We start from the raw sequence: 25,149 nt of genomic DNA on the forward strand, positions 1-25,149 counted from the left end.
TGAAAGCAGAGGCTCTCCTGACCAGCTTCTCGATCTTCCTTGCAGTCGTCGCGGCAGCACCCGTTGGCGCGCAGACGGCCGAAATGGCGGTCACTACCGCGACGCCGTCGACTAAGCCCCAAGCTGATGCAGGCTATCAATTGGGGCCGGACGACGAAGTGAGGATTGCGATCTTCGGTCAACCAGACCTGTCATCCACCACCCGCATCAAGGAAGACGGCACTGTCACTCTCGCCTTGATCGGCCCGATTCAGGCGCGGGGCAAGACGACGTCGCAACTGGCTCAGGCAATCGCGGCCAGTTACGCGAGCGGAGGCTTCCTCGCCAATCCTTCGGTCAACGTCGAGGTGAGCAATTATGTCAGCCGCTTCGTGACCGTTCTGGGCAATGTGCCCCAAGCGGGCAATTATCCGCTTGATCGCAATTATACGGTCGCGTCGATGCTTGCCAAGGCTGGCGGCTCGACGAAGGACGGGGCTAACGCCGTCATCCTGACGCCAGCCGATGGCAGCGGCGCCGTCCGCATCTCGCTAGCCGACATGGCTGTCGGGGGCAGTCGTCAGTTGAAGCCCGGAGACATCCTGTTCGTCCCGCCAGCCGAGAAGGTTTATGTCTATGGCCAGGTGCAGCAACCTGGCGCCTTCTCGTTCGCGCCGGGTCAGAGCTTCCGCCAAGCGCTCGCGCTGGCGGGAGGGCCAACGCTCGCAGGTTCTACCAAGCGCATAAAAGTACGCCGGGGAGGCAAGGAAATACAGGCGAACCTGGATGATCCGGTTCAGCCTGAGGACGTCCTCATCATCCGGGAGAAGCTGTTTTGACGACAATCGATCATGGCTTCGCGCAGGATCGGTCCAGCGGCATGCGGGACTGGCTCCTGTCTTTTCGCCGCAGCACGGCACGTGCCGAGACTCCCAATGGTGGGCCGCGCTCGGCAATGGCTGAGCCGCTGCTGCTCGACACGCCCGTGGCGCCGGGGTTCCGGCAACAGCAAGATGAGATGGCGGACGTGCCGCGCGCCCTTTCGATGGGAGCGATGGCCGCGCCCCTGAAGCCGATTAGCTTGCGGCGGGATTCGATCTACAGCGCTTTCAGCACGGCGATGCCGGTGACGGATCGTCATGGGCTGGCGGGGCGGAATAGCGAGCTGGAGAAGCTGGTCGAGGCGATCGTCGTTCAGCGGAAGCATGCGGTCATTTTTGGTACGCGGGGGTCGGGCAAGACTTCGTTGGCGCGGGTTTTTGGCGATCTGGCAGATGAGGCCGGTTGCGTTGCGCTTTATGGGTCGGCGAGTGGCGACGCTGACTTCGATGCGTTGTTTCGGCCTTTCCTCAGCGAGCTACCGATGAGTGCGGCTGGGCAGGAAAAAGCGCGGAAATTAATGAATGAAACCATTGATGGAACGCGGTTGGCGAACCTGTTGGTGGAAGATGTACGGCAGCGTACTATTTTGATCCTGGATGAGTATGATCGGGTCCGGTCGGATGAGGCAAAGTCGGATGTGGCAACGCTGCTGAAGCTGCTGACCGACATTCATTCACCGGTTCAGGTGGTGCTGGTGGGCATCGCGGGAGATGTGGATGGGCTGATCGCGGCGCATCCATCATTGCGGCGGCATATCGCGCCGCAACGGGTCGCGCCGATCCCCAAGCTGGAGCTGGAACGGCTGCTGATGAGCTGCGCGGACAATGCGCGGCTGAGCCTTGACCCCGACGCGCTCGATGCGCTGGCGGGCGCGGCGATGGGGTCGCCCTACCATGCGCGGCTGTTCGGCATGCAGGCGGCGCTCGTCACCGAGTCCGCTGGACGCGAGCGCATGACGCTGGCCGACGTGGAGCAGGGCCTTGCGTCTGCGCTCGAAGATTGGGTGGAGATGAGCGGGGCGACCCACGCGCTGTTCCGTCGCGTCCTGTGGGAAGCCAATGCGAGCCGCCGGATGATCGCGCTGGCAGGCGTGGCTGCTTCGCAGATGTCGGTCATTTCCTATGAGCGGCTGGTTCGGCTGGGCCATGAGGTGTTGGGCGGCGGATCGATCAATGAAGGTCAGGCGGCCGATGCAATGCGGCGGCTGGAGCCTGCCCTTACAGCAATGCCCGGCGGCGAGCTGTTCATGTTCGAAGACACGCTGGCGCCCCAGTTCCTGCTGTTGATGGCGAAGCAACCGGTGCCAGCGACGCCCCCTGCCCCCACCCCCGCCGAAGAGATGCGGGCCATGTTGCGAGGAGTTGACGGGCTATGACCATGAACCCGATCGATCTGCTGTCGGCCGTACAGGCGCGATGGCGGACGGCGGCGCTGCTGGGCGGCGCGCTGTTCCTCATCATCGCCATTCTGGCCTTCGTCCAGCCGCGCCAATATGCGGCGACAACCTCGCTGCTGCTGGACCTGTCGCAGACGGACCCTACGGACGCCAACAACCAGCCCGGCGTTCGCGTCGAGGTGGATAGCATCCTGGGCACGCAGACCGATGTCATCCGATCCGCCAAGGTGATCAATGCCGTGGCCAAGGAAGCCGGTTTCGTCGATGCCCTGCCCAAAGACATTCCGCTCGACGCGCGCGTGCAGCAAGCCGCCGACCGGGTGCGGGCCAATCTGACCGTAACGACGGGTCGTCAGAGCAATGTGCTGCAACTGCAATATCTGGATGCCGACCCGGCGGTAGCGGCCAAGGTCGCGAACTTTGCCGCGCAGATATACATGCGCGAACAGGTCGAACTGCGCGCATCCCCCGCGCGCGGTTCCGCCAAATGGTTCGACGAGCAGACCCAGGAAGTGCGCCGCCGCTACGAACTGGCGCAGAAACGGCTGTCCGATTTCCAGCGGGCGCATGACATTATCGGCATCAACCGCATGGACCTTGAAGCCGAGAAGCTGAAGAACATGTCCTATCAGCTGACGCAGGCGCAGGCCGAGGCGGCGGCGGCGCGATCCAAGGCGGGCGCAGGTTCCGTTTCGGACATCGAAGGATCGCTGATCGTCCAGAATTTGCAGGAGCAGGTCGCGACCCAATCGGGCCGTGTTTCGGAGCTGTCGAAGACGCTGGGTCCGAACCACCCAAGCATGGTCGCGGCGAACGCGCAATTGTCGGAACTGCAATCCAAGCTGGCGTCTGCGCGGTCGAGCCAGGCGGGCGCGGTGAATGCGAACAGCGTCGCTGCAAACCGCCGTGAGGGCGACCTCAAATCCAACATGGCGGGCCAGGAAGATCGCATGATCCGCATGTCGGACGTGCAGGACCAGTTGATGGTCATGCAACGGGATGTGGATGCCGCACGACAGACCTACGATACGGTTCGGCAGCGCTTCAACGAGGCCACGCTGAAAAGCCAGATCTCGCAGCCTAATGCCAGCCTACTGGATGAAGCATCCGTCCCGCTGTTGCCAGCCAAGCCCAATCTTATGCTGTGGCTGATCGCAGGGGTCGCTCTGGGCCTGATCGGCGGGGTGGCGGCAGTCGTGATCGCCGAGATCCTGAAGCCTCGTGTTCGATCCGCCGCTGGTGTCGCAAAGGCGACCGAAGTTGAAGTCATCACCGAACTGCTGCCCGTCCCGACCCGGGGCGGCTGGTTCCTCAATCGGCAGGAGGCCGCATGAGACTGCGTTCCACGGCAGGCGCCCCACCCCAGTTAATGCCCGGCGGCGGAACCGCTGCGCTACGCCCCAGAGGGCGGGACAAGCAGAGCTTTGCCAAGCTGGCGGTGGATCACGGGTTCCTGGCGGAATCCGACGTCACCCGCGTTGACATGCATGCGCGTGAGCATGGCCTTGCCTTCCACGAGGCGGCTGTTGAGATGGGCGCGCTGGATACCGAGGCGGCAAATCTGCTGGCGGCGCTGGCAGGTGGGTTTTCGCTGTTGCCAGCGGGTGACGAGCGGATCGACCCGGCTGTGGTCGCGGCCTTCGACCCCGCAAGTCCCTACGCGGCCAAGGTCAGGACGATCCGGGCGAAGATGCGGGCAGCCGCGAAGGCGGGCGATCCATCCGCACTAAGGCTGGCGGTGCTGTCCGTGGATGCGGGGGACGAGGCGGCGGTCATGGCCGCGAACCTTGCCGTCGTACTCGCGCAGATGGACGGGCAGACGATGTTGATTGACGTCGATATGGGCAACCCGTCGCTCGACCGTCTGTTCCGGATAGCGAACAAGGCGGGTTTGGCGGAGCAGTTGATGGGCAGCGCGGCCCTGCTGCCAGCGGCCAAGACCGCGATCGAGGGATTGTGGCTGATGACCGCAGGGCGCGCCTCCGGCAGTGCGTCGAGCCTGATCACACGTGGGCCGCTGGCCGACACGGCCAATGGATGGGGCCTTAAGGAAACTTCGATGCTGTTCTACCTTGCCGAGCGCAAGGGCGAGCAGACGCCGGTCGGCAGCATTTTGGCGGGCTTTGACGCGGTGGTCATCGTGGCGCGGCGTGGCGATACCGCCATCGCAGATTTGCGCCGCATCATCGATGATCTGGACCGGCAGGGCGTGCCGATCGCCGGGACGGTCATTGCATGAGTGCAGAGCGAGCCCTCCCCCAGCCTTTTCCGTCCGTAGAGCCGCTAGACAAGAGCGTGCCCGTCGGCGGCGTGCCGGTTTCCACCCTCTCGCTTGATGCCCTGATCACGAAGATGGTGCGTGAGGCGCCGCTACGCCGAATGCAGAAGGAAGCGCCGTTGCTGGTGTTTGACTGCAACGGACAGGGGCTGTCGATGAACGCTCTCGATGCGAACTTTCGCGCGGATCTGGCTCAGGCGGACCTGATCCACGCCGATGGGCAAATCATCGTCATGGCGTCACGCTGGTTCAGCAACACGCCGATAGCCGACCGGTCGAGCACGACCGACATGTTCATAGACAGCCTGCCGCAGGCGGCGGCGGGCGATGTCCGCTATTATCTGCTGGGCGGCGAAGAGAAGGTGAATGCCGAATGTGCGCGGCGGATCACCGATGCGACGCCCGGCCTGAAGCTGGCCGGGCGGCGCAATGGCTTCTGGAGCGCGGAAGAGGAAGATGCGCTGATCGAGGAGATCAACGCGGCGGCGCCGGACGTGCTGTGGGTCGGGACGGGAAAGCCGCGAGAGCAGTCCTTTTGCGTCCGCAACCGGCACCGGATCAAGGCAGGGTGGATCGTCACCTGTGGCGGCCTGTTCAACTATGTGACGGGTGACTATCCGCGTGCGCCGATGTGGATGCAGAATGCGGGGCTTGAGTGGCTGCACCGGATGGTCACGCGGCCCCGGCAGTTGGCCTGGCGCTACATTACGACCAATCCCCATGCGCTTTGGCTGATCTGGAAGCATCGCTATGGCTGATGGAACGGCGGTTGCGCAGGCCCACCCCCTAACCCCCTCCCGCCTGCGGGAGGGGGAAAACAAGGAGCGCCCCCCCTCCCGCTTGCGGGAGGGAGAAGAGTCCTCCTGCTCGCCGGAGACGCGCGTGCGGAAACTTGGCAACATCTTTGGCCGCTTCGGCCTTGCCAGCCTGTCGTCGGCGATCGTGTCGGTCAGTCATCTGGCCGTGCAACTGTTTTCCATTCATCATCTGGGCACGGCGGCAATCGGCACATTGGCGTTTCTGCTGGTTATCATCCAGTTCGGGTACAGCCTGTCGAACGCGCTCGTTTCCACGCCCTATACGATCGCGGTCAATCAGGACGACGAAGCCGACCATAAGTCGTTCGACTTCTTCTTTCCGGTGAACCTGCTGCTGGCGGTCAGTCAGGGTTTGATCTGCGCGGCCATTGCCTGGGCGACGGCATCCCCTGCTGCGGCGGCGATGTTCGGACTAGCGGGCACCCTGTCTCTGGTTCGGTGGTTCGGGCGATCCAATGCCTATGCGCATCATCGGCCCGCACGAGCGGCGCGATCCGATCTTGCCTATGCCGGGACGATCGTCGCGGGCCTGCTCGTGGCTTCCCGGACGGGTGCGGACCTGGCCAGCATCGGCGCGATGTTGGTGGGGGCGAGCATCGCCGGGCTGCTGCCGTTCGGTCTTTCCTATTTGCGGCGGCATCTTAGCATGTGGCCGACGAGGGCTCTGAACGCCTATCGCCCCGTGTGGCGGGAGCAATCGGGCTGGACGTTGGTGGGCGTGCTATCGACCGAAGCGACATCCAACGCGCATAGCTATATCGTGACGCTGCTCGCGGGTCCGGCGGCCTTTGCGCCTGTCGCGGTGGGGATGCTGTTCTTCCGGCCCGTCAATGTGTGCATAACCGCCCTTACCCAGCTGGAACGACCGCGCATGACCCGAGCCGTGGCGCGCGGCGATCATGACGCCGCGATCACGTCCGAGCGCATTTTCATGGGCGCGCTGCTGTTCCTGTGGGCAGGCACGTGCGCGCTGGCGGCGGCTGTGCTGTTCATCTTTCCCCAACTGATCCTGAAGCCGACGCTTGATTGGCAGTTGGTTGCCATCGCGGTGGGGCTGTGCGCCCTGCTTTCGCTGGTTCAGTGCGTGCAGACGCCGATGAGCGTCATGACGCAGGCGCGCAAGGCGTTCCGGCCGCTTGCCAATCAGAGCCTGCGTAGTTGTGGCGTGGGCATTGTCGCGGTGACTTTGCTGACACTGGCGGTCGCGCCGATCTTCTCGATCGCTGGCGTCGTGCTGTCGCAACTGGTGATGATGCTGGGCATTTGGCAGCTCGACCGCAAGTGGCGGGCGAGCCAGCGGGCGGAAGGCTAAAGCCCATGGCGTCAACATGGCACCGCACTGGCCTTGCGCCCTCCCTCCCCGCTCCTGCTGCATCGCGGGAAAGTCGGGTGGTTCTGGTCGCTCAGATTTTCTACTTCATATTCCTGATGATGGTCTTCATCGGCCAGCAGCCTTTCGCATCGCGGACGCAGGATGAGCTGGTGGCGATGGCGGCGGACAATGACGGGTCGGACCTGTTCAAGCAGGCGCTGTTCATCGGCTTTGCGCTGCTGCTGACGGGGGTGCAGATATTTCGTCAGCATCCACTGAAATACCGTTTCACCTTCTGGCCGTTGGCGATCATGCTGGTCTGGTTCCTGATCACCTGTAGCTGGGGCGTCGATCCGTTCGTGTCCTTCAAGCGGGTGATGCAGCAGTTCATCGTGATCTACATCACATTCTGCGCATTGGCGCTGATCGGGCCGGAACGGCTGTTCACCGCCCTGCGATGGGCGTTGATTACCTCGCTTCTCATATGTTGGGTTTCGATGCCGCTGACCTCTGCGGCTGTGCATCCACCGACCGAGAGCGACAAGGCGTTGATCGGCGCGTGGCGAGGGTTCTTCTTTCACAAGAATATCGCGGGCGCTGTGATGGCGTTGTGCTTCATCGTGTGCGGCAATGCGTGGGTAGATCGCCGGAAATGGTATTATGCTTTGTTCGCGATCATGGCGTTCGTCTTCGTGATCGGGACGAAGAGCAAGACGTCGCTGGCGCTGTGCATCGGCATGCTGGCGATCAGCAACATCTACCGGGCGCTGAGCGACAATACGCAAAAGCGGGCGATCCTGCTGATCATGCTCGGGTTCGGGATGGTCGGGTTTCTGGCGCTCTACATCGCCTATCAGCCGACGATCGAACGGCTGTTCGCTGATCCGACGAGCTTTACCGGGCGCGTGTCGATCTGGCGCGTGGCGTTGGACTATCTGGCCGATCATCCGTTCCTGGGGGCGGGTTTCGGGGGCTTCTGGCAGGTGGGGGCAAACTCCCCGGCGCATGATTACCTGAACCAGCAATTCCAGATGCTGACGGCGCATTCGCATGATGGATATCTGGAGATTTGGGTGACGACCGGGCCTTTAGGACTGGCCATGCTGCTGGTGAGCTTTCTGGCCCTGCCCGCTTATTGGTTCCTGACCGGATCGACCAAGGAGAACCAGCATCTGATGGTTCCGGCTTTCGCCATCTGGGTGTTCGTCATGTACCAGAATCTGCTGGAAACCTCCTTCTTCGATAAGGACCGGCAGGTCTGGGTGATCTTCCTCGCGGCGGTTGCCACCGCGCACGCAACTTTCAAGGCCAAGCCGCGCCCGCAATGGCAGCGGCGGCACATTTCTTCCCCGGAGGCTGTTGATGGCTAGGGTTATTATCTCCATCGCTACGTGCAATCGGCCGCAAGGATTGCAGCGGACGCTGGAATCGATCGCGGCGCTGGAAACGAGTCATAAGCTGGAGGTGCTGGTCGCGGACAATGACGCCGCGCGGGCCGAGGGCATGGGCGTGGTCGAGAGGCTGGCGTCCCAGGGCTATCGCTGGCCGATCAAGGCGCTGCTGGTGGTTGAGCGGGGGATACCCGTGGTGCGCAATGCTTTGGTGGCGGAGGCGCTTGGGCGACCCGGCGTGACGCATGTCGCGATGCTGGATGATGATGAAGCCGCCTCCCACGGTTGGATCGATGCGCTGGTGGACACGGCCATGCGTTGGAATGCGGATGTCGTGGGCGGCGCGGTGGCGCGGGAGATGGACGCGCGGGTTGCGCCCTGGGCCGCGCGGCATCCTTTGTTGCAAGCCAAGCGGCGCGGGACGTCAGGGCCTGTCGCGCTCGTCGATAGCACGGCCAATGTGCTGATCTCTGCGCAGGCACTGCATCAGATGGGCGAGCGGCCGTTCGATGAGCGCATGGCGCTGACCGGCGGGTCGGACAAGCAGCTGTTCAGCCGGATGGCCCGCAAGGGCTTTCGCTTTGCCTGGTCGGAGGAGGCTCTGGTGACGGAGCTTATTCCGGCGAGCCGGGTCACTACCAAATGGCTGCTGATGCGCGGCTATCGGCTGGGGATGACCGACATGATGGTCGAGCGGTTCCATAGGGGGCGGCTGCGCACCTTGCTGGGCGAGGCGCCGCGCATCGCCGCCGGGTTTCTGGTCGGGACGCTGGGCGCTGCGGCCACTCTGGACCGGGGCAAGCGCGTTGTGCGGCTGGGCAAGCTCTACCGCGCCGTCGGCAAGATCGCGGGCATCGCGGGCTTCCGTTACGAAGAATATCGAAAGGTGCATGGCGCATGAGCGATGCTGCTCCCTTCTTCTCCGTCGTCATCCCGCTCTATAATCGGGCCGATATCGTGGGTGACACGATCCGGTCGGTGCGAGCGCAGGACTGGCAGGATTTTGAAATCGTCGTGATCGATGATGGATCGCGCGATAATCCGGCGCCGGTGATCGAAGCCATTGGCGACCCGCGCGTGCGCTATATCAGGCAGGATAATGCCGGGGGTGGAGCCGCGCGCAATCATGGGATCAAGGCCGCGCGGGGCCGATATATCGCTTTCCTCGATTCCGACGACCTCTTCCTGCCGGGCAAGCTGTCGATCATGGCGCAGGCGCTGAAGGATGATGACGGCCGCACAGTCCTTTATTCCCGCATGAAGGTGGACCGGGGCGTCGATCGTTACTGGATCAGGCCTGATCGCGCCATACGGGACGGCGAGGATGTTGGCGAATATCTGTTCTGCGCCAACCAGTTCATGCAGACATCGACCATGGTCGTGCCGAGCGAGATGGCCCGCAAGGTGCTGTTCGACCCGGCGTTGAAGAAGGGACAGGATCTCGACTTCTGCGTCCGATTGCAAGGCGCAGGGGCGCGGTTCAAGATGATCGACGAGCCGCTGACGGTGTGGCTGGACGCAACGGAAGATGGCCGCACATCCTATGTCCGGGGTTATGAAACCTCGCTCGACTGGCTGGATCGCTGCGGTCACATGCTGACCGATCGGGCGAGGCGCGGCTATCGCGCGACGGTTCTGGCCTATCACATGGCGCCCGTGCGCCCCGTCGCTGCGCTACGCGATCTGGTGATCGGTATGTTCGCAGGTGGGGTGCCGCCACGGGTGGTCGCGCGGCAGATATTGCGATCCTACCTTCCAAAGCCGCTCTACCGTTCGCTGGTCAACCTGTTCGTACTTCGGTTCGGCAAGGGCGAACCCGCCCACGACGGAGCGCGGTCGTGATGAGCGCCTGGCAACCTCCATCGCAGCTTCAGGCTGCCGTCGCCCAACCGATATTTTCGGTGGTCATCCCCACCTATCAGCGTCGCGACACAGTGGTCGCGGCGGTGCTTTCCGCACTGGAGCAGAGCATCGCGGTGATCGAGGTGATCGTTGTCGTCGATGGATCGACCGACGGCACCGAATTGGCATTGGGCGCGATCAAGGACCCACGCCTGACCATCGTCGTCCAGCAGAACCGAGGTGCGTCGGCGGCGCGCAACGCCGGTGTCGATCGCGCACGGGGCCGATACATCGCCTTTCTGGATTGCGATGACCGTTTCCTGCCGCATCACCTTGCCGATCTGCTGCCCCTGCTGGAGGAAAGTGACGATATCGTGGCCTATGGACAGGTGCTGGCCGACCGGGGCGGCGGGCGGAATTTCCTGAAACCTCCGCGCGCGATACAAAGGAATGAGCCGGTCGATCGTTACCTGATGTGCGATCGGGGCTTCATCCAGACCAGCAGCGTGGCGCTCAGCCGTTCGCTCGCCGAAAAGGTCCGTTATCGCGAAGATGTGAAGTTTGGGGATGACACGGATTTCGCGTTGCGGCTGTCGCTGGCGGGCGCGCGTTTCGTTATGGCCAGCCGCCCCGGTACGATCTGGGCAGACCGTCAGGCAGAGGACAGGCTGTCGCAAATCCGGGGGAGTGTAGGCAGCCTGACCTGGCTGGCCGACCTGCGCCCCCATATCTCGGCGCGGGCTTTTTCGGGATATATGGGTTGGCACGCGGCAAAGAGCATCTGGCCGACCAAACGGCTTCGGGCCATCCGCTACTATCTGACGGCATTGTTCCATGGCGCCTATGGGCCGCGTCTGGCGGGCGCGGTGCTGATGCAGATCGTTCTGCCGGACGGCGTTTATCGCAAAATCTGTGACCGCTGGATCGATGTCACGCGATTGTTGAGCGGGCGGAGGCAAAGCCTGTGAGGCGGCGGGATTTTCTGGCGGGGGCGGCGACGCTGGCGGCCTGCTCTCCCCTGCCTCCCGGCGCGGCCCGTGTCGTGTCGCGCGAAGGATTGGCGGATCATGCCAAGGCTTCCGGGCGCTATTTCGGCGCGGCCGTGAAATCGCGATTGCTGCGCGAGGACAGCGCGTATTGCGCAACAGTGACGCGGGAATGCGACATTTTGGTGCAGGAATATGAACTGAAGCGCGGAACCACCGAACCAAAGCCCGGCAAATATGACTTTAGCGGCGCTGACCAGATCATCGACTTTGCGCAAGCGCATGGGATGCGGGCGCGCGGACACACATTGGTCTGGTACACGGCCAATCCGCCCTGGCTGGAACCGGCGGTGCAACAGGCGAGCGATGCGCAGCAACGACAGTTGATGACCGGCTATATCGACGTTGCCATGCGACGCTATGCGGGCCGGATTTCCGAATGGGACGTGGTCAATGAAACGATCGAGCCCAATCAGGGCCGCGCCGACGGGATGCGCGCGGAGAATCTATGGATGAAAGCCATGGGCGAACATTATATCGACCTTGCGTTCCATCGCGCACGAGAGGCCGATAGCGGGGCGACGCTGTTCCTGGGCGATTATGGGCTGGAGCATGACTCCCCGCGCTGCGAGCGGCGGCGAACCGCGATGCTGAAGCTGCTCGATCGTTTGATGAGCCGGGGCGTGCCTGTGGATGCCATCGGCATTCAGGGGCATCTGAAACCCTATAAGGAGCCGTTCAATCAGCGGCAATTTGCCGATTTTCTGGAAACGCTGAGCGGATATGGATTGAAGCTGGCGATCACCGAATTTGATATCGCCGACCGTGGCGGGCCACCTAATCCAGACAAGCGCGACCGCGAGGTTGCGGCCTTTGCCAAGGCATTCCTGGACGTGGCGCTGGATAATCCGGCGATGGGATCCGTCCTGTGCTGGGGCGTGTCGGACAGAGATTCATGGCTGTCCAAATATCCCGAATATAAATGGCCTGACGGGCAGCTATCCCGTGGTCTACCCTTTGACGGTAAAATGGCCCGGAAGCCATTTTGGGACGCAATCGCTGGCGCCTTCGATGCGGCGCCTCCTGCTAGGAGGAACCGGGCATGAGGGTCGCCTCACTCACTGGCCTGCGCGGGGTCGCAGCCGTTTCCGTCCTGCTTTATCACATCCCGCATCAACCGGCCTTTTCGCAGTTTGCGATCCCGCTTTTCTCGCGGGCCTATCTGGCGGTCGACCTGTTCTTCATCCTGAGCGGCTTCGTCATTTCCTATGGCTATCATGACCGGGTGGTGAAGCATCTGGGCCGAGCGAGCTATGTCGATTTCCTGATCAATCGCATGGCGCGGGTCTGGCCGCTGCACCTGATCGTGACATTGGTCTTTGGGCTGCGCATCCTGCTCAACGTGTCGGGCAATCAGTCGATAGAGTTGAACCCGGCCAATATCCTCAGCAACCTGTTCATGGTGCAGAGCTGGGGTTGGGGCACGGAACCGATCGCTGGCAATAGCTGGTCGGTCAGCACGGAAGTTGCGGCCTACCTCATCTATCCTCTGATCGCGATCCTTGCCTTTTCGCGCTGGGCATGGGCGCAGGTGGCGATCTGCATCGGACTGCTGCTGCTCGTGGCTTCGTCGGGACTGGGGGCCAGCGGGCCGCTCGACGTCAATGATAGCGACAGCGTGTTGACGCTGCTGCGCTGCCTTGCGGGCTTTTCGCTGGGCGTTCTGACATATCGTGTTGCGGACCATCCTTTGTGCAAGGCCGTGATTGACCGCAGCGGCGGTTTTGCGGCGGTTTGTGGTCTGATCGCGCTGGCGCTGCTGTTGCCGGGAGCTGACGTGCTGGTTGTGTGCCTGATGCCCGCCCTGGTGCTGAGCTGCTATTATGACGGGCCAGCCGCGCGGGCGGTGATGGCCAACCGGTTGAGCTTTCACCTCGGCCTCATCAGCTATTCCATCTATCTTTGGCATCCACTGGTGCGCGACGTCGCCGCGCGCGCAATGGGCGTGGCGCAGCGGCATGGAATCGTCGGGGTGGACTGGCTGTTCGTGCTTGGGATGCTGATCGTCACCTGGCTGATCTGCTGGGTCAGCTATTTGCTGATCGAGGTGCGAGGGCATCAGTTCATCAAATGGCTGCAAAAGGGGCGTCCGCAACGTCCCCCAGCGCTGGAACCGGCGGCGCCATGATGGGCAAGCCGATATGGATTGCCGTTCCGACGTTCCGGCGCCCTGCCGAATTGCGGCACTTGCTGGAGACGCTGGCAAAGATGGTGCAGCGGCAGGATGTCATGGTGCTGGTCGCCGACAATGACGGGAACGCGGCAGAGGGCGCGGCTGTCGTGGAGGCTTTGCGGATTAGCGGCTATCCCTTGCCCCTGACGCTATTGCCGGTGGCGGAGCCGGGGCTTTGTTCGGTTCGCAATGCGATATGTGATGTTGCGATGGCCGATCCCGCTATGCGGTTCATTGCGATGATCGATGATGATGAGTGGCCACAGCCGGGCTGGCTCGACGCGCTGCTTGCCTGTCAGGCGCAGGTGGGTGCCGATGTGGTCGCAGGGCCTGTTGATTTTCACTTCAAGGATGGGCCGCCACGATGGGCGCAACAGACTTTGGTGTTCCGGCCGGAGCGGCGCGGATGGGGCGCGACGGGCATGTTGTGGGCGAGCAATAACCTGCTGGTGAACCGCAGGGCGCTGGAGATGGCGCCACGGCCGTGGTTCGATATGCGCTTCAACCGCAGCGGGGGTGAAGATCTGGATTTCCTTGCACGGTTGCGGGAAGCCGGTGCGCGGTTCGCCTGGGCACCTGATGCGCGGGTGAGCGAATGGGTGCCGCCGGAACGGGCGAAGCTCAGCTGGGTGTTGAAACGGATGTGGCGGATCGGATTTACCGAGACGCTGGCGCGGCGGAAGCGGCGGCCGGGGCGCGTTGCGCAGGTTGCCCTGTTGGGTAGGACGCTGGGCATACTGACGCTGCGCACCGCAGGGCTTGCAGGGTTGCTGCTGCCCGGCGTTCGCCGCGTGGACGTTGCCGGGCAGTGGGTCAAATGCTGGGGGCGCCTCTATGCCCTGTCAGGCGGCGCCCATAGCCATTATGGCGCGCTGTAGATGCGCAGGCTCGTGATGATCATGTCTCCTGACCCATCATCATAGGCGCCGCTGGTCTTCACCGCGACGTCCATGATCGGATACCAGCGATGCCCCTGGAAGGGATTGACCGACTGATAGGTTTCGACCCCGTCCACGAACCAGGTGATATAATCGCGTTGAATATCGACGGCGAAGCGGTGGAAGTCTTGGGCGAAGCCCTTGAGGCCGTAAGCCTGCTCAGCCTGGATCGTGACGCCGCGCTGGAAACTGCGGACGCCGTCCTTACCGCCATGGATGGTGTGGGCGATATGGCGATCGAAATCCCAAAAGCTTTGATAGCCGAAGCCCTCATAGATATCGATTTCGGGCGGCCATCCGCTGGTGGAGATCAGCCAGAATGCGGGCCATGACCCACGGCGGTTGGGCATCCGGGCCACCCATTCATATTGGCCATAGGCGATCTGCGAGGCGATGAAATTGCGGCCATCCAGCACCGACGCGCCATAATACCAGTTCTGGCCTTCATACCAGATAGGCGACTTCAGCTTCTGGCTATGCAGGACAAGACCCTTTGTGCCCCAGTAGACTGGACCTTCAATGCCGGGGAATAGCGACGAATCGAGATAGAGGCCGGTCTCTCCATTGGCGATCTGGGTACGGCCATGCGACAGCGAGGTGGCCCAGCGATCCCAGCCGCCGTCGGGCGAGCGCTTGTGCGTTTCCTTCTTCAGCTCGAACTGGAGCGTGCCCGTTGCCGCGAAGGTTCGGGGCTGGCGGAAAGTGCCGGTTGCCTTGGGTGTTGGCGCGACGGTGCTGCTCGCGGTGATGGTCGCCAGCGACTGCCCCTGGAGGCCGCCCCAGGGCGCTTCCCGCAGCTTTAACTGGAACTGCTGTCCCTCGGCGAGGCTGGTGATCGGTACACCGACCGTCTGGACGAGCGGATCGCCGGGGCGGAAGATCACGACTGTATCTACCGTCTGGTAGTTGTAGCCGGACAGCGCGCGCAGCGTGCCTGACCCGTTCACGGTAATGACCCGCGCGATGACGGTGTTTGGCGTCGGACGATCAAGCCTTACCGGCACATAGGCGGTGCCGCTGCCCGGACGTACGGTAGCGTTGCCTAGCGACAAGGTCGACTTGTCCGGCAGCTTTGTACCATTGGCGAAATCGAATGTGGAAAAGCTGGCTGAAACGGTCGAAGTGGTGTCAGTCGATAGCGAAGTTGTCGAAGTGGTTGTCGATGTCGATCCACTACTGAGCAGAGTCGTGGTTGACCCCGTCTGCAAGTTAGTCGATGTCGATCCACTCGATAACATCGTTGCGGCCCCCGCCGCCATGACGCATAGAAGCGATAATCCGGCTCCACACATGGAGCCGGTCAGTTTGATATTCATTTTTGCAACCCCCGCTTATTAGCCCCTTGAGGGTCCTATACGAAGATTAACAAAAACTTCCGGTCAAGCACGACTCATCGCAAAGCCGGAGCTTTTGCGATGAGCCGATACAGGTAGGCTTTATTCCGCAGCCTGGATGAGCGTTTCGGGCTCCGGTTCTGCGCCCCTGCCTACGCTGACATAGGAGAAACCCGCCGCTTCCGCGTCGGCGGCCCGGTAGATGTTGCGAAGATCGACAAGGCCCTCACCGCTCATCACGGATCGCAGGCGCGGCAGGTCGAGCGCACGGAGCGCGTCCCATTCGGTGACGATCACCACGGCCGCAGCACCCTGGGCGGCCTCATAGGGATTGGCGCAGAAATCGACGCCGCGCAGCATCGATCGAGCGGCCTCCATTCCTTCCGGATCATAGGCGCGGACCTGGGCACCAGCATCCTGCAACGCCTGGATGATCGAGAGTGATGGCGCGTCCCGCATGTCGTCCGTGTTCGGCTTGAAGGTCAAGCCCAGCACGCCGATCGTCTTGCCGCGAACGGAACCGTTGCACACAGCGACCACTTTGCGGGCCATGGCACGCTTGCGGCTTTCGTTGATCGCAACGGTTGTTTCGATGAGGCGGATCGGCGCGCCCGCGTCTTCGGCGGTTTTCACCAGCGCCAGCGTATCCTTGGGGAAGCAGGAGCCGCCATAGCCGGGACCCGCGTGGAGGAACTTGCTGCCGATGCGGTTGTCGAGGCCGATGCCGCGCGCAACCTGCTGAACGTCCGCGCCGACATGTTCGCACAGTTCCGCGATCTCGTTGATGTAGGTGATCTTCATCGCAAGGAAGGCGTTCGCGGCATATTTGATAAGCTCGCTGGTGCGTCGGCCGGTAAACTGAATCGGTGCCTGGTTCAGATAAAGCGGGCGATACACCTCCTCCATCAAAGGCCGGGCGCGATCATCCTCGATGCCGATGACGATGCGATCAGGCCGCTTGAAATCCTGAATCGCCGCGCCTTCGCGCAGGAATTCGGGGTTGGAGGCGACGGCAAACTCCGCAGCCGGGTTGGCTTCGCGGATGATGCGATCCACTTCATCGCCTGTTCCGACGGGAACAGTCGATTTGGTGACGACGACCGTAAAGCCACGCAATGCGGACGCGATTTCGCGAGCGGCATCATAGACGTAGCTAAGGTCGGCGTGACCATCGCCCCGGCGCGCAGGCGTGCCAACGGCGATGAAGACGACGTCCGCCTCCGCCACCGAAGCCGCCAGGTCCGTGGTGAAGGTAAGGCGCCCTCCCTTCACATTGCGCGCGATCAGGTCGGCGAGCCCCGGTTCGTATATCGGCACGCCGCCGTCGCGTAGCACTTCGATCTTGGCTACGTCCTTGTCTACGCAGACGACATCATGCCCAAAGTCGGCAAGGCATGCGCCCGAAACCAGCCCAACATAGCCCGATCCGGTCATCACGATCCGCATCACCTATTCTCCTTAACAAGCGGCTCCCCCTTGCGCAGCGATCCGGAGAAAAAGGCGCAAAAAGCCGATCCCGCGAGCGCGGGACTGATGGGCTTAGCCTTTCGCCATGGATCGGATGCCCAAGCGTGAAGCCCGACATCCAAAAGCTGGAACCAGCCAGCTATTGATGCAGCGCAGCATAGCGTCTCGCACTGAGTTGATGCAACGCAACCTGCCGCTAAGCAGACACATATGGGCGTGGAACCAGCCAGTTGCTGGTAGGAAACCGTGTCAGATGCCGCCAGCGAAGACCGGCCAGCCGCCTTGCTCCAGTCGAGCGCTCAAATCGGCAATGCACTGCTCCAGCACTGCGGCCCGGGTTGAGCGGATGACGAAGTTTGCCCCCGTCCGGCCTTCCCGGAAGAAGGGATAGCTGCCGATCTGGCAGCCTTCATGCGTGCGCTCTGTCGCGGCGAGAAGGTCGGCTATTTCGCTTTCAGCGACCCAGCAGCCAATCTGCGCCGACAGCAAGGGCTGCCCGCCCTCCAACGTGCCGGTCAGCATGTCGAGCATGCCAGCCGTGATGTGCGGCACGCCCGCCATGATGAAGATATTGCCATGTCGAATGCCAGGCGCGCCGGACATGCGGTTTTCGATAAGATCGGAACCGGCAGGCACCCTGGCCATGCGCAACCGGGCGTCGGTCAGCCCGCCCCGTGTTTCATAATAGCCCTGGAGCATGGCGCGGGCCTGCGGATGAATTTCGACATCGACCTCAAGGGCGCGGGCGATCGCATCGACAGTGATATCGTCGTGCGTCGGTCCGATGCCTCCCGTGGTGAAGAGATAGTCGTGGCGCACCCGAAGCGCGTTTACCGCTTCGACTATAGAGTCGCTGTCATCGGCGATCACGCGTACTTCCCGCAGCCTGATCCCCTGCACGTTAAGCCAGGACGCGATCTGGGCGATATTCTTATCCTGGGTTCGGCCGGACAGAATCTCGTCTCCGATCACGATCAGCGCGGCGGTCCAGATACGTTCGGTTACGGGCATGAGGCTGGCCATAGCGTTTGACACGTCGGCTGCCTAGCCCGACGCGATCGGGGCCTCGCAATATCCTGCTGCCCCGCCTATAACCGGCACATGACCGAATATATGACGATGACGGCCGATGCGCCGATTTCGCGATCGACCGCGATCAAATTGTATGACGCCGCTGGTTTCGAAGGCATGCGCAAGGCGGGACGGCTAGCTGCCGAAATCCTTGATGCGCTGGTGCCGCATGTGGTGCCGGGCGTGACCACGGGCGAACTGGACGACATCGTCCGGCGCATGACACTCGACGGCGGCGGCGTGCCAGCCACCCTTGGCTATCGCGGCTATACGCACAGCTGCTGCATCTCGCTGAACAATGTCATTTGTCATGGCATCCCCGGCGACATGAAGCTGAAGGATGGCGATATCCTGAATATCGACGTGACGCCGCTGGTCGATGGGTGGCATGGCGATACGAGCCGGATGTTCATAGTCGGCGAAACCAGCATCAAGGCACGGCGGCTGGTCGAAGTGACCTATGAATGCCTGATGCTGGGCATCGAGCAGGCAAAGCCCGGCAACCATCTGGGCGACATCGGCCATGCTATTCAAAAGCACGCCGAAAAACATCGCTATGGCGTGGTCCGCGATTTTTGCGGCCATGGTTTGGGCCGCGTTTTTCACGACAGTCCCGAAGTCGTCCATATCGGCCGACCGGGCGCGGGGCCAGAACTGCGCCCCGGCATGTTCTTCACCATCGAACCTATGATCAACATCGGAAAGCCCGGCGTGAAGATGCTGGAAGACGGATGGACCGCCGTCACGCGTGATCGCACGCTGTCCGCGCAGTTCGAACATAGCATCGGGATTACCGAAACTGGCTGCGAGATTTTCACGAAGAGCCCGGCCGGGCTCGACGCACCGCCCTATTGAGCTGAAAAACACTGCCTAAAAATCGGGCACAGTGGGACAATATTGCCCTGAAATCAGGCAATATGGACAAAGATTGCGGCATCGCCGAAAGCGTGGCGTAGCGATTCGCCGTTTGGCACGGTAATTGATTGTTGAAGGGCACGGCGCATGTCTCGGGGACATGAAGATCGTCGCTGTTAAATGATGAGGGCGAAGATCACTTCGTCATCGCGCGCGCGTTTGAGTTGGGATTAGAGTGATGAAAAAGATCGAGGCGATCATCAAGCCGTTCAAGCTCGACGAGGTGAAGGAAGCGCTGCACGAAGTGGGCGTGTCCGGCATCACGGTTACGGAGGCCAAGGGCTTTGGCCGTCAAAAGGGCCATACCGAACTGTATCGTGGCGCTGAATATGTCGTCGATTTCCTGCCCAAGGTAAAGCTGGAGGTGGTCGTGGACGACGCCTTGGCAGACCGCGTGGTGGAGGCGATCTCCGCCGCCGCGCAAACCGGGCGGATCGGCGATGGCAAGATCTTCATCTCGGCGATCGAAGGCGCGGTTCGCATCCGCACCGGCGAGCGGGACAGCGACGCTATCTGATCTCCACCAATTTTGATTTCGCGTCAGCTTCGTAAAGGAGCTGACGAACTGCAACATCCACTACCCCTTCGGGGGGGTAATCATGAAAGAAGGGCAAGCGCACATGGCCAACACGCCAAAAGACATCCTGAAGATGATCGAAGAGAAGGAGATCGAGTGGGTCGATCTGCGCTTCACCGATCCCAAGGGCAAGTGGCAGCACCTGACCATGGTGTCTTCGGTCTTGGGCGAAGATGAACTGAACGAAGGCCTGATGTTCGACGGTTCGTCGATCGAAGGCTGGAAGGCAATCAACGAGTCGGACATGATCCTGAAGCCGGACCTCGACGCCGTTTATGTCGATCCCTTCAGCGCCACCCCGATGCTGATCCTGTTCTGCGACATCGTCGAGCCCGACACCGGCGAACTCTACGCCCGTGATCCGCGTTCGACCGCGAAGCGCGCGGAAGCCTTCGTCAAGTCGGCTGGTTTCGGCGACACCGTCTATGTCGGCCCGGAAGCCGAATTCTTCATGTTCGACGATGTCCGCTTCAACAACGACTATAACGAGTCTTTCTACAAGATCGACGATATCGAACTGCCGACCAACACCGGCCGCGAATATGAGGGCGGCAACCTTGCCCACCGTCCGCGCGCCAAGGGCGGCTACTTCCCTGTCGCTCCGGTCGATCCGGCCACCGACATCCGCGCCGAGATGGTCACCACCATGCTCGAAATGGGCCTGCCCTGCGACAAGCACCACCATGAAGTGGCCGCTGCCCAGCACGAACTCGGTCTGACCTTCGGCACGCTGGTCCAGACCGCCGACCGCATGCAGATCTACAAGTATGTCGTGCAGATGGTCGCCCAAGCCTATGGCAAGACCGCGACTTTCATGCCCAAGCCCATCGCGCAGGATAATGGTTCGGGCATGCACACCCACATGTCGATCTGGGACAGCGGCAAGCCGCTGTTCGCGGGCGAAGGCTATGCTGGCCTGAGCGACATGTGCCTCTACTTCATTGGCGGCGTCATCAAGCACGCGAAGGCGCTGAACGCCTTCACCAACCCGACCACCAATAGCTACAAGCGTCTGGTGCCGGGCTTCGAAGCGCCGGTTCTGCTGGCCTATTCGGCTCGCAACCGCTCGGCCTCCTGCCGTATTCCGTACGGCGCGGGTTCGAAGGCAAAGCGCGTTGAGTTCCGCTTCCCCGACGCGATGGCGAACCCCTATCTCTGCTACGCAGCGCTGCTGATGGCTGGTCTGGACGGCATCGAGAACAAGATCCATCCGGGTTCCGCGATGGACAAGAACCTCTATGACCTGCCGCCGGAAGAACTGAGCCAGGTGCCGACCGTTTGCGGTTCGCTGCGTGAAGCGCTGAACAGCCTGGAAGCCGACTATGAGTTCCTGCTGAAGGGTGACGTGTTCACCAAGGACCAGATCGAAGCCTATATCGAGCTGAAGTGGCCCGAAGTGTACCGCTGGGAAATGGCTCCCTCGCCGGTCGAATTCGACATGTACTACAGCTCCTGATTTTTTCGGGTTGCCGTCAAGAAAGAAGCTCGGTCACGCAAGTGGCCGGGCTTTTTCTTTTGGTAGGGCCAACGAAATCAGAAACATTTGCGCAACCTGATAGCCATGATGAGTAAGCCTTCATTGATGATTGCCGCGCCGTCCATGTGGGATATCAACGTACCCAAAATGGAGGCAGGCCGTGACCAACATGCAACCGTCGGCGGGTATCCCCACACTTAGATCCATGGGCCTGCATCGCCATCGCTTCTTACGGCGTGCGGCTTTCGCGATCCTGCCGCGGCTCGCGTCCCGAGATATAACCATCTCTCATCACTGGGTCGACGGCGCGAAACTGCGCCTCAATCTGTTTCGTCACCGCGGCTACTGGTATCATGGCCGGGGGCGCGAAAGTGGTGTGATGTCCAGCCTTGCGCGGCTCATCCAGCCCGGTGACACCGTGATCGAAGCTGGCGCCCACATCGGATATATCAGCATCTACCTGGCGAAGTTGACCGGTCGTGAGGGCAATGTCTTCGTCTTCGAGCCCAGCCGCGACAATCTCCGCTATCTGACCGCCAACGTGGCGTCATTCCCGCAGGTGGAAATCATCCCGGAAGCTGTCGGGGATACGGTAGGACAGGCGTCATTCTACGTCGAAAATCTGTCGGGCCAGAACTCGTCCCTGATCCAGGATTATGAAAATCTGGAAAGGAATAACCAGAACGCCTTTTCAAACCAGCATTACAACCAGATGCAAGTGGATGTGACCACCGTCGACAGCTTCGTGGCGTCGAGGATGATCAGGCCCGACTTCCTGAAAATCGATATCGAGGGCGCGGAACTGATGGCGTTGAGCGGCATGACCGAATGCCTGGCCCGCGATCGGCCCAAGTTGATGGTGGAAGTGACCAATCAGGAAGACGCCGTGATGCAGCTGATGGCGGCAGCGGGTTACAAGGCGTTCGATAACCGCCTGAAGCCCTTCGGCCCGGATGCAGACCAAGGACCGAACCGCTTCTTCATACCCGAAGAACAGTCGGGAAGTATCCGCACCTAAACAGGCGGCGCCGGATCAGGACAGCTTCATCCAGGGATAGAGGCCCCGAAGAGCAGCACGGGCTCTCCGGCAGGGGATAGCGCGACCTCCCCTCCCGCGCTCGTCACCAGGCTGCGGATCATCCACGCGGCTGCTGTGCGTGACGCGAGGCTGTCTTCCGGGAGCGTTCCTGCCAGAGCGGCGCGAAGATCGGGGTCCAGCACCAGCTTGGGACCTTCGGCACGGACCACGATTTCCGTGACGCCAGGCCGCTTTTCAGCGCCGATGTCCAGTTGGCCACCGCGCACCAGTGCGTCGCCCGCGATGAGGGCGAGGTTCAGCAATACCTTAACCGGCAGCTTGTCGAGCATGTCGTCGTCTACAAGCCAGCCGACCTTGACCCGGCCCGCCGCGAACATGCCTTCAATCGCCACGCGGGCTTCGTGCGTGGGCACCGCGTCGCCGAATCCGCCCGCCGACCCGAAGGCAAGCCGGAAGAATTTCAGCTTATTGGCCGAAGTTTTCGCGCTGTCGGCCAGAAGATCGAGGCAACGCTGGCGCATTTCCGGGTCGGTTTCATCCGCCATCAACTCCAGACCGTTGTTTAGGGCGCCGACCGGGCTCAGCAGATCATGGCACAGGCGCGAACAAAGCAAGCTGGCAAATTCGATGCTGTCGGTCGGGTGGGTCATGAGGGGTTCTGCCGCCGGAAATAACTGAAAGGAATGACAGGCTAATGCGCTGCCGGGCCAGATGATGCAACCCCGGCCTGCCGCCTTTGCCTCACATGATATCGAGCAACGCCTCGGAAAATGTCACCTTTTCCGAACTCCCCATGCTTGCGATCCAAAGCCGCACTTCTCCCCGGCCGACGATAAGCCACAGGCTGCCGTCGGGGGCCGCATAGGCCGCGTCCGTGGCCGACGGTTCAGGGCAACCTCCAGGGTGCGAGTGATAATGGCCCATCACGGCTGGTCCACCCGCCCTCGCGGCCTTGTGAGCGGCAAGGAGCGCCGCTGGATCAAGTTCGAAATGCCGTGCCGGATCAGGCGCGACATTTTCTGCCGGGCGCGCTTGCGTGATGCAGCCGAAATGCCCCAGCAGCAACCCGCAGACTTCGTCAGCGCTGCTGGCCGCGTGAGACATGATCTGTTCCAGCAGCAATCTTGAAATGCGGACCATCATTCTTACATGCTTAACCAATGGGTTCGGGGGATTCTATCATCGAGACGACGATAGGCGAAGCGCAGCATGGCCTTCGCCTGGACAAGGCGCTTGCCGAACTGGTTCCGGAACTTTCACGCGAACGATTGAAGAGCCTGATCGTCGATGGTCAAGTGACACTCGCGGGAAGAACGCTGAGCCCGTCTGCGAAGGTAGCCGATGGTCAGACTTTTAAGATCAGCATTCCAACGCCCGCCGATGCCGAAGCGATCGCCCAGGATATTCCGCTGACCATCGTGCATGAGGATGCCCACCTGATCGTCGTCGACAAGCCAGCGGGTCTGGTGGTCCACCCGGCGGCTGGCAATCTGGACGGGACGCTGGTCAACGCACTGCTGCATCATTGTCGCGGGCAATTATCCGGCATTGGCGGTGTGGCTCGGCCCGGCATCGTCCATCGGATCGACAAGGACACGTCCGGCCTTCTGGTCGTGGCGAAGTCCGACCGGGCGCATGAGGGGCTGGCACAGCAGTTCAAGACGCACAGTATCGACCGACTATATGCGGCGATCGTCTACGGGCATCCCCAACCTGCGGCCGGAACGATCGACACATGGATCGGAAGATCGGATTCGGATCGCAAGAAAATGGCGGTTCATCGCGAAGGACGTGGCAAGCATGCCGTCACCCATTATCGTACGATAGAACGCCTGCCCGGCGCCGCATTGGTGGAATGCAGGCTGGAAACTGGGCGGACCCATCAGGTGCGCGTTCATATGGCACATCTGGGTCACCCCTTGATCGGCGATCCGGTTTACAGTAGAGAGAGAAAAGGTTTCAAAACGATACTGGAAACGATGCGTTTCAGAAGGCAGGCATTGCACGCGAAACAGCTGGGGTTCATACATCCGGTGACGGGGCAAAAACTTAGCTTTGACAGCGCACTGCCTGCCGACATGCAGGAACTGTTAAGCGAGCTCCACGTATAGTTTTTGACAAGTTTGCGACGGCGCATCGGATGCCTCTTCTGGGTCCCGCCGCGCACGAAAGGGAAAGGTGAAGCGACATGGCTGCAAAAAGCAATGTCCCCGCGGTTCCAGCGCTGGGCGGTGAAGCCAGCCTCAACCGCTATCTGTCGGAAATCCGCAAGTTTCCGCTTCTGACGCCTGAGCAGGAATATATGCTCGCCAAGCGTTACGCGGAACATCAGGACCCCGAAGCGGCGGCGCAACTGGTGACGTCCCACCTGCGCCTGGTTGCGAAGATCGCCATGGGTTATCGCGGCTATGGCCTGCCGGTCAGCGAGTTGATCAGCGAAGGCAATATCGGCCTGATGCAGGGCGTGAAGAAGTTTGAGCCGGAACGCGGTTTCCGCTTGGCCACTTACGCCATGTGGTGGATTCGCGCGTCGATCCAGGAATTCATTCTTCGCAGCTGGTCGCTGGTGAAGATGGGCACCACTGCGGCGCAAAAGAAGCTGTTCTTCAACCTTCGCCGGATGAAGAACAATATCGAAGCGTTCGAGGATGGCGACCTGCATCCCGACGACGTCAAGAAGATCGCTACCGACCTGGGCGTGACCGAGGAAGACGTGGTCTCCATGAACCGTCGCATGGCGATGGGCGGCGACACGTCGCTCAACGTGCCGATGCGCGAGGACGGCGAAGGGCAATGGCAGGATTGGCTGGCCGACACCGACCCGTTGCAGGACGAGTTGGTGGCGGATGAGCAGGAAAAGACGCTGCGCCACGATATGCTGGTCGAGGCGATGGACGATCTGAACGATCGTGAAAAGCATATCCTTGCCGAGCGGCGTCTGGCCGAAGAGCCCAAGACGCTGGAAGAACTGAGCCAGGTTTATGGCGTGTCGCGCGAGCGTGTTCGCCAGATCGAGGTGCGCGCGTTTGAGAAGCTGCAAAAGGCCATGATGCGGATTGCCGGCGACAGGCTGGGCAAGATGCGGCTGGCACTGGCCTGACGCTGATTACCATGAGGTAGGAAGCCCCGGAGTGATCCGGGGCTTTTTTTGTGGCGTTAACAGCGACCGATTTATGGCGGATTGGCTCGGCGGTGCGTGCCAACTTGAATGCTC

24 protein-coding genes are annotated in these 25,149 nt (G+C 61.7%); 19 read left to right on the forward strand and 5 right to left on the reverse strand.

Going from position 1 to position 25,149, the window contains the following annotated elements; genetic code table 11:
• Positions 1-17: 17 nt before the first annotated feature.
• The 13 genes from ACZ51H_RS05510 (at position 18) to ACZ51H_RS05570 (ending at position 13,995) form a co-directional block, all read left to right on the forward strand.
• Positions 18-818 (forward strand): polysaccharide biosynthesis/export family protein, encoded by an 801-nt coding sequence (locus ACZ51H_RS05510; RefSeq protein ID WP_460988079.1) that lies wholly within the window; start codon positions 18-20, stop codon positions 816-818.
• Positions 815-2,236 (forward strand): ATP-binding protein, encoded by a 1,422-nt coding sequence (locus ACZ51H_RS05515; RefSeq protein ID WP_464802704.1) that lies wholly within the window; start codon positions 815-817, stop codon positions 2,234-2,236. Before ACZ51H_RS05510 ends, ACZ51H_RS05515 begins: the two co-directional genes overlap by 4 nt.
• On the forward strand, positions 2,233-3,591 hold the full coding sequence (locus ACZ51H_RS05520) for a GNVR domain-containing protein (RefSeq protein WP_464802705.1): 1,359 nt from the start codon (positions 2,233-2,235) through the stop codon (positions 3,589-3,591). The genes ACZ51H_RS05515 and ACZ51H_RS05520 overlap by 4 nt, the downstream gene beginning before the upstream one ends.
• Positions 3,588-4,496: a P-loop NTPase family protein gene (locus ACZ51H_RS05525; RefSeq protein ID WP_464802706.1), complete on the forward strand. Its 909-nt coding sequence runs from the start codon at positions 3,588-3,590 to the stop codon at positions 4,494-4,496. The genes ACZ51H_RS05520 and ACZ51H_RS05525 overlap by 4 nt, the downstream gene beginning before the upstream one ends.
• The gene (locus ACZ51H_RS05530; RefSeq protein ID WP_464802707.1) at positions 4,493-5,293 is read left to right on the forward strand and encodes a WecB/TagA/CpsF family glycosyltransferase; all 801 of its coding nucleotides are present in this window, start codon (positions 4,493-4,495) and stop codon (positions 5,291-5,293) included. The genes ACZ51H_RS05525 and ACZ51H_RS05530 overlap by 4 nt, the downstream gene beginning before the upstream one ends.
• A gap of 124 nt (positions 5,294-5,417) precedes the next feature.
• Positions 5,418-6,665, forward strand: coding sequence for a polysaccharide biosynthesis protein (locus ACZ51H_RS05535; RefSeq protein WP_464802708.1), 1,248 nt, complete (start codon positions 5,418-5,420; stop codon positions 6,663-6,665).
• A 5-nt stretch (positions 6,666-6,670) separates the two neighbouring features.
• The gene (locus ACZ51H_RS05540; RefSeq protein ID WP_464802709.1) at positions 6,671-8,035 is read left to right on the forward strand and encodes an O-antigen ligase family protein; all 1,365 of its coding nucleotides are present in this window, start codon (positions 6,671-6,673) and stop codon (positions 8,033-8,035) included.
• Entirely contained in the window at positions 8,028-8,957 is a 930-nt protein-coding gene (locus ACZ51H_RS05545) for a glycosyltransferase family 2 protein (RefSeq protein WP_460985949.1), read from the forward strand. The genes ACZ51H_RS05540 and ACZ51H_RS05545 overlap by 8 nt, the downstream gene beginning before the upstream one ends.
• Positions 8,954-9,898: a glycosyltransferase family 2 protein gene (locus tag ACZ51H_RS05550; RefSeq protein WP_464802710.1), complete on the forward strand. Its 945-nt coding sequence runs from the start codon at positions 8,954-8,956 to the stop codon at positions 9,896-9,898. The genes ACZ51H_RS05545 and ACZ51H_RS05550 overlap by 4 nt, the downstream gene beginning before the upstream one ends.
• Complete coding sequence (locus ACZ51H_RS05555) at positions 9,898-10,866, forward strand: glycosyltransferase family 2 protein (RefSeq protein WP_464802711.1); 969 nt, start codon at positions 9,898-9,900, stop codon at positions 10,864-10,866. The genes ACZ51H_RS05550 and ACZ51H_RS05555 overlap by 1 nt, the downstream gene beginning before the upstream one ends.
• The gene (locus ACZ51H_RS05560) at positions 10,863-11,990 is read left to right on the forward strand and encodes an endo-1,4-beta-xylanase (RefSeq protein WP_464802712.1); all 1,128 of its coding nucleotides are present in this window, start codon (positions 10,863-10,865) and stop codon (positions 11,988-11,990) included. The genes ACZ51H_RS05555 and ACZ51H_RS05560 overlap by 4 nt, the downstream gene beginning before the upstream one ends.
• Positions 11,987-13,072 (forward strand): acyltransferase family protein, encoded by a 1,086-nt coding sequence (locus ACZ51H_RS05565; protein WP_464802713.1) that lies wholly within the window; start codon positions 11,987-11,989, stop codon positions 13,070-13,072. Before ACZ51H_RS05560 ends, ACZ51H_RS05565 begins: the two co-directional genes overlap by 4 nt.
• The gene (locus ACZ51H_RS05570) at positions 13,069-13,995 is read left to right on the forward strand and encodes a glycosyltransferase family 2 protein (RefSeq protein WP_464802714.1); all 927 of its coding nucleotides are present in this window, start codon (positions 13,069-13,071) and stop codon (positions 13,993-13,995) included. Before ACZ51H_RS05565 ends, ACZ51H_RS05570 begins: the two co-directional genes overlap by 4 nt.
• On the opposite strand, the gene ACZ51H_RS05575 is transcribed toward ACZ51H_RS05570, so the two are convergent.
• The 3 genes from ACZ51H_RS05575 to ACZ51H_RS05585 form a co-directional block, all read right to left on the reverse strand.
• Positions 13,980-15,371 (reverse strand): glycoside hydrolase family 16 protein, encoded by a 1,392-nt coding sequence (locus ACZ51H_RS05575; RefSeq protein WP_464802715.1) that lies wholly within the window; start codon positions 15,369-15,371, stop codon positions 13,980-13,982. The two genes, ACZ51H_RS05570 and ACZ51H_RS05575, sit on opposite strands and share 16 nt — an antisense overlap.
• A gap of 120 nt (positions 15,372-15,491) precedes the next feature.
• Positions 15,492-16,835, reverse strand: a complete 1,344-nt coding sequence (locus ACZ51H_RS05580) for a UDP-glucose dehydrogenase family protein (protein ID WP_464802716.1) — start codon at positions 16,833-16,835, stop codon at positions 15,492-15,494.
• 270 nt (positions 16,836-17,105) lie between these two features.
• The gene (locus ACZ51H_RS05585) at positions 17,106-17,867 is read right to left on the reverse strand and encodes a competence/damage-inducible protein A (RefSeq protein ID WP_464802854.1); all 762 of its coding nucleotides are present in this window, start codon (positions 17,865-17,867) and stop codon (positions 17,106-17,108) included.
• A 90-nt stretch (positions 17,868-17,957) separates the two neighbouring features.
• Between ACZ51H_RS05585 and map the strand changes: the two genes are divergently transcribed.
• The 4 genes from map to ACZ51H_RS05605 all read left to right on the forward strand — a co-directional run bounded on the left by map (position 17,958) and on the right by ACZ51H_RS05605 (position 21,914).
• Entirely contained in the window at positions 17,958-18,782 is an 825-nt protein-coding gene (gene map / locus ACZ51H_RS05590; RefSeq protein ID WP_460985956.1) for a type I methionyl aminopeptidase, read from the forward strand.
• A gap of 238 nt (positions 18,783-19,020) precedes the next feature.
• A complete protein-coding gene (locus tag ACZ51H_RS05595) occupies positions 19,021-19,359 on the forward strand; it encodes a P-II family nitrogen regulator (protein ID WP_196225956.1) in 339 nt (112 codons plus the stop codon).
• A 103-nt stretch (positions 19,360-19,462) separates the two neighbouring features.
• The gene (gene glnA / locus ACZ51H_RS05600) at positions 19,463-20,875 is read left to right on the forward strand and encodes a type I glutamate--ammonia ligase (RefSeq protein ID WP_460985957.1); all 1,413 of its coding nucleotides are present in this window, start codon (positions 19,463-19,465) and stop codon (positions 20,873-20,875) included.
• A gap of 190 nt (positions 20,876-21,065) precedes the next feature.
• Complete coding sequence (locus ACZ51H_RS05605; protein ID WP_464802855.1) at positions 21,066-21,914, forward strand: FkbM family methyltransferase; 849 nt, start codon at positions 21,066-21,068, stop codon at positions 21,912-21,914.
• Between the two features lie 26 nt (positions 21,915-21,940).
• Here ACZ51H_RS05605 and ACZ51H_RS05610 read toward each other — a convergent pair whose 3' ends face one another.
• Together ACZ51H_RS05610 and ACZ51H_RS05615 are read right to left on the reverse strand one after the other, a co-directional pair.
• Complete coding sequence (locus ACZ51H_RS05610; RefSeq protein ID WP_449473052.1) at positions 21,941-22,585, reverse strand: histidine phosphotransferase family protein; 645 nt, start codon at positions 22,583-22,585, stop codon at positions 21,941-21,943.
• A 91-nt stretch (positions 22,586-22,676) separates the two neighbouring features.
• The gene (locus ACZ51H_RS05615; protein WP_449473053.1) at positions 22,677-23,078 is read right to left on the reverse strand and encodes a M67 family metallopeptidase; all 402 of its coding nucleotides are present in this window, start codon (positions 23,076-23,078) and stop codon (positions 22,677-22,679) included.
• Between the two features lie 17 nt (positions 23,079-23,095).
• Here ACZ51H_RS05615 and ACZ51H_RS05620 point away from each other — a divergent pair, with 17 nt between their 5' ends.
• Both ACZ51H_RS05620 and rpoH read left to right on the forward strand, forming a co-directional pair.
• The gene (locus ACZ51H_RS05620) at positions 23,096-24,046 is read left to right on the forward strand and encodes an RluA family pseudouridine synthase (protein WP_464802717.1); all 951 of its coding nucleotides are present in this window, start codon (positions 23,096-23,098) and stop codon (positions 24,044-24,046) included.
• A 77-nt stretch (positions 24,047-24,123) separates the two neighbouring features.
• Positions 24,124-25,035, forward strand: a complete 912-nt coding sequence (gene rpoH / locus ACZ51H_RS05625; protein ID WP_196225951.1) for an RNA polymerase sigma factor RpoH — start codon at positions 24,124-24,126, stop codon at positions 25,033-25,035.
• Positions 25,036-25,149 lie beyond the last annotated feature (114 nt).

This window comes from Sphingobium sp. TomMM15, assembly GCF_055397045.1.

Coding starts and splice junctions, on each gene's coding strand:
- ACZ51H_RS05540 (WP_464802709.1), top strand. CDS start 6,671: ATGGCGTCAACATGGCACCGCACTGGCCTTGCGCCCTCCCTCCCCGCT.
- ACZ51H_RS05580 (WP_464802716.1), bottom strand. CDS start 16,835: ATGCGGATCGTGATGACCGGATCGGGCTATGTTGGGCTGGTTTCGGGC.
- ACZ51H_RS05620 (WP_464802717.1), top strand. CDS start 23,096: ATGGGTTCGGGGGATTCTATCATCGAGACGACGATAGGCGAAGCGCAG.
- ACZ51H_RS05595 (WP_196225956.1), top strand. CDS start 19,021: ATGAAAAAGATCGAGGCGATCATCAAGCCGTTCAAGCTCGACGAGGTG.
- ACZ51H_RS05520 (WP_464802705.1), top strand. CDS start 2,233: ATGACCATGAACCCGATCGATCTGCTGTCGGCCGTACAGGCGCGATGG.
- ACZ51H_RS05615 (WP_449473053.1), bottom strand. CDS start 23,078: ATGATGGTCCGCATTTCAAGATTGCTGCTGGAACAGATCATGTCTCAC.
- ACZ51H_RS05545 (WP_460985949.1), top strand. CDS start 8,028: ATGGCTAGGGTTATTATCTCCATCGCTACGTGCAATCGGCCGCAAGGA.
- ACZ51H_RS05575 (WP_464802715.1), bottom strand. CDS start 15,371: ATGAATATCAAACTGACCGGCTCCATGTGTGGAGCCGGATTATCGCTT.
- ACZ51H_RS05585 (WP_464802854.1), bottom strand. CDS start 17,867: ATGCCCGTAACCGAACGTATCTGGACCGCCGCGCTGATCGTGATCGGA.
- glnA (WP_460985957.1), top strand. CDS start 19,463: ATGGCCAACACGCCAAAAGACATCCTGAAGATGATCGAAGAGAAGGAG.
- ACZ51H_RS05530 (WP_464802707.1), top strand. CDS start 4,493: ATGAGTGCAGAGCGAGCCCTCCCCCAGCCTTTTCCGTCCGTAGAGCCG.
- map (WP_460985956.1), top strand. CDS start 17,958: ATGACCGAATATATGACGATGACGGCCGATGCGCCGATTTCGCGATCG.
- ACZ51H_RS05555 (WP_464802711.1), top strand. CDS start 9,898: ATGAGCGCCTGGCAACCTCCATCGCAGCTTCAGGCTGCCGTCGCCCAA.
- ACZ51H_RS05605 (WP_464802855.1), top strand. CDS start 21,066: ATGCAACCGTCGGCGGGTATCCCCACACTTAGATCCATGGGCCTGCAT.
- ACZ51H_RS05525 (WP_464802706.1), top strand. CDS start 3,588: ATGAGACTGCGTTCCACGGCAGGCGCCCCACCCCAGTTAATGCCCGGC.
- ACZ51H_RS05565 (WP_464802713.1), top strand. CDS start 11,987: ATGAGGGTCGCCTCACTCACTGGCCTGCGCGGGGTCGCAGCCGTTTCC.
- ACZ51H_RS05550 (WP_464802710.1), top strand. CDS start 8,954: ATGAGCGATGCTGCTCCCTTCTTCTCCGTCGTCATCCCGCTCTATAAT.
- ACZ51H_RS05570 (WP_464802714.1), top strand. CDS start 13,069: ATGATGGGCAAGCCGATATGGATTGCCGTTCCGACGTTCCGGCGCCCT.
- rpoH (WP_196225951.1), top strand. CDS start 24,124: ATGGCTGCAAAAAGCAATGTCCCCGCGGTTCCAGCGCTGGGCGGTGAA.
- ACZ51H_RS05610 (WP_449473052.1), bottom strand. CDS start 22,585: ATGACCCACCCGACCGACAGCATCGAATTTGCCAGCTTGCTTTGTTCG.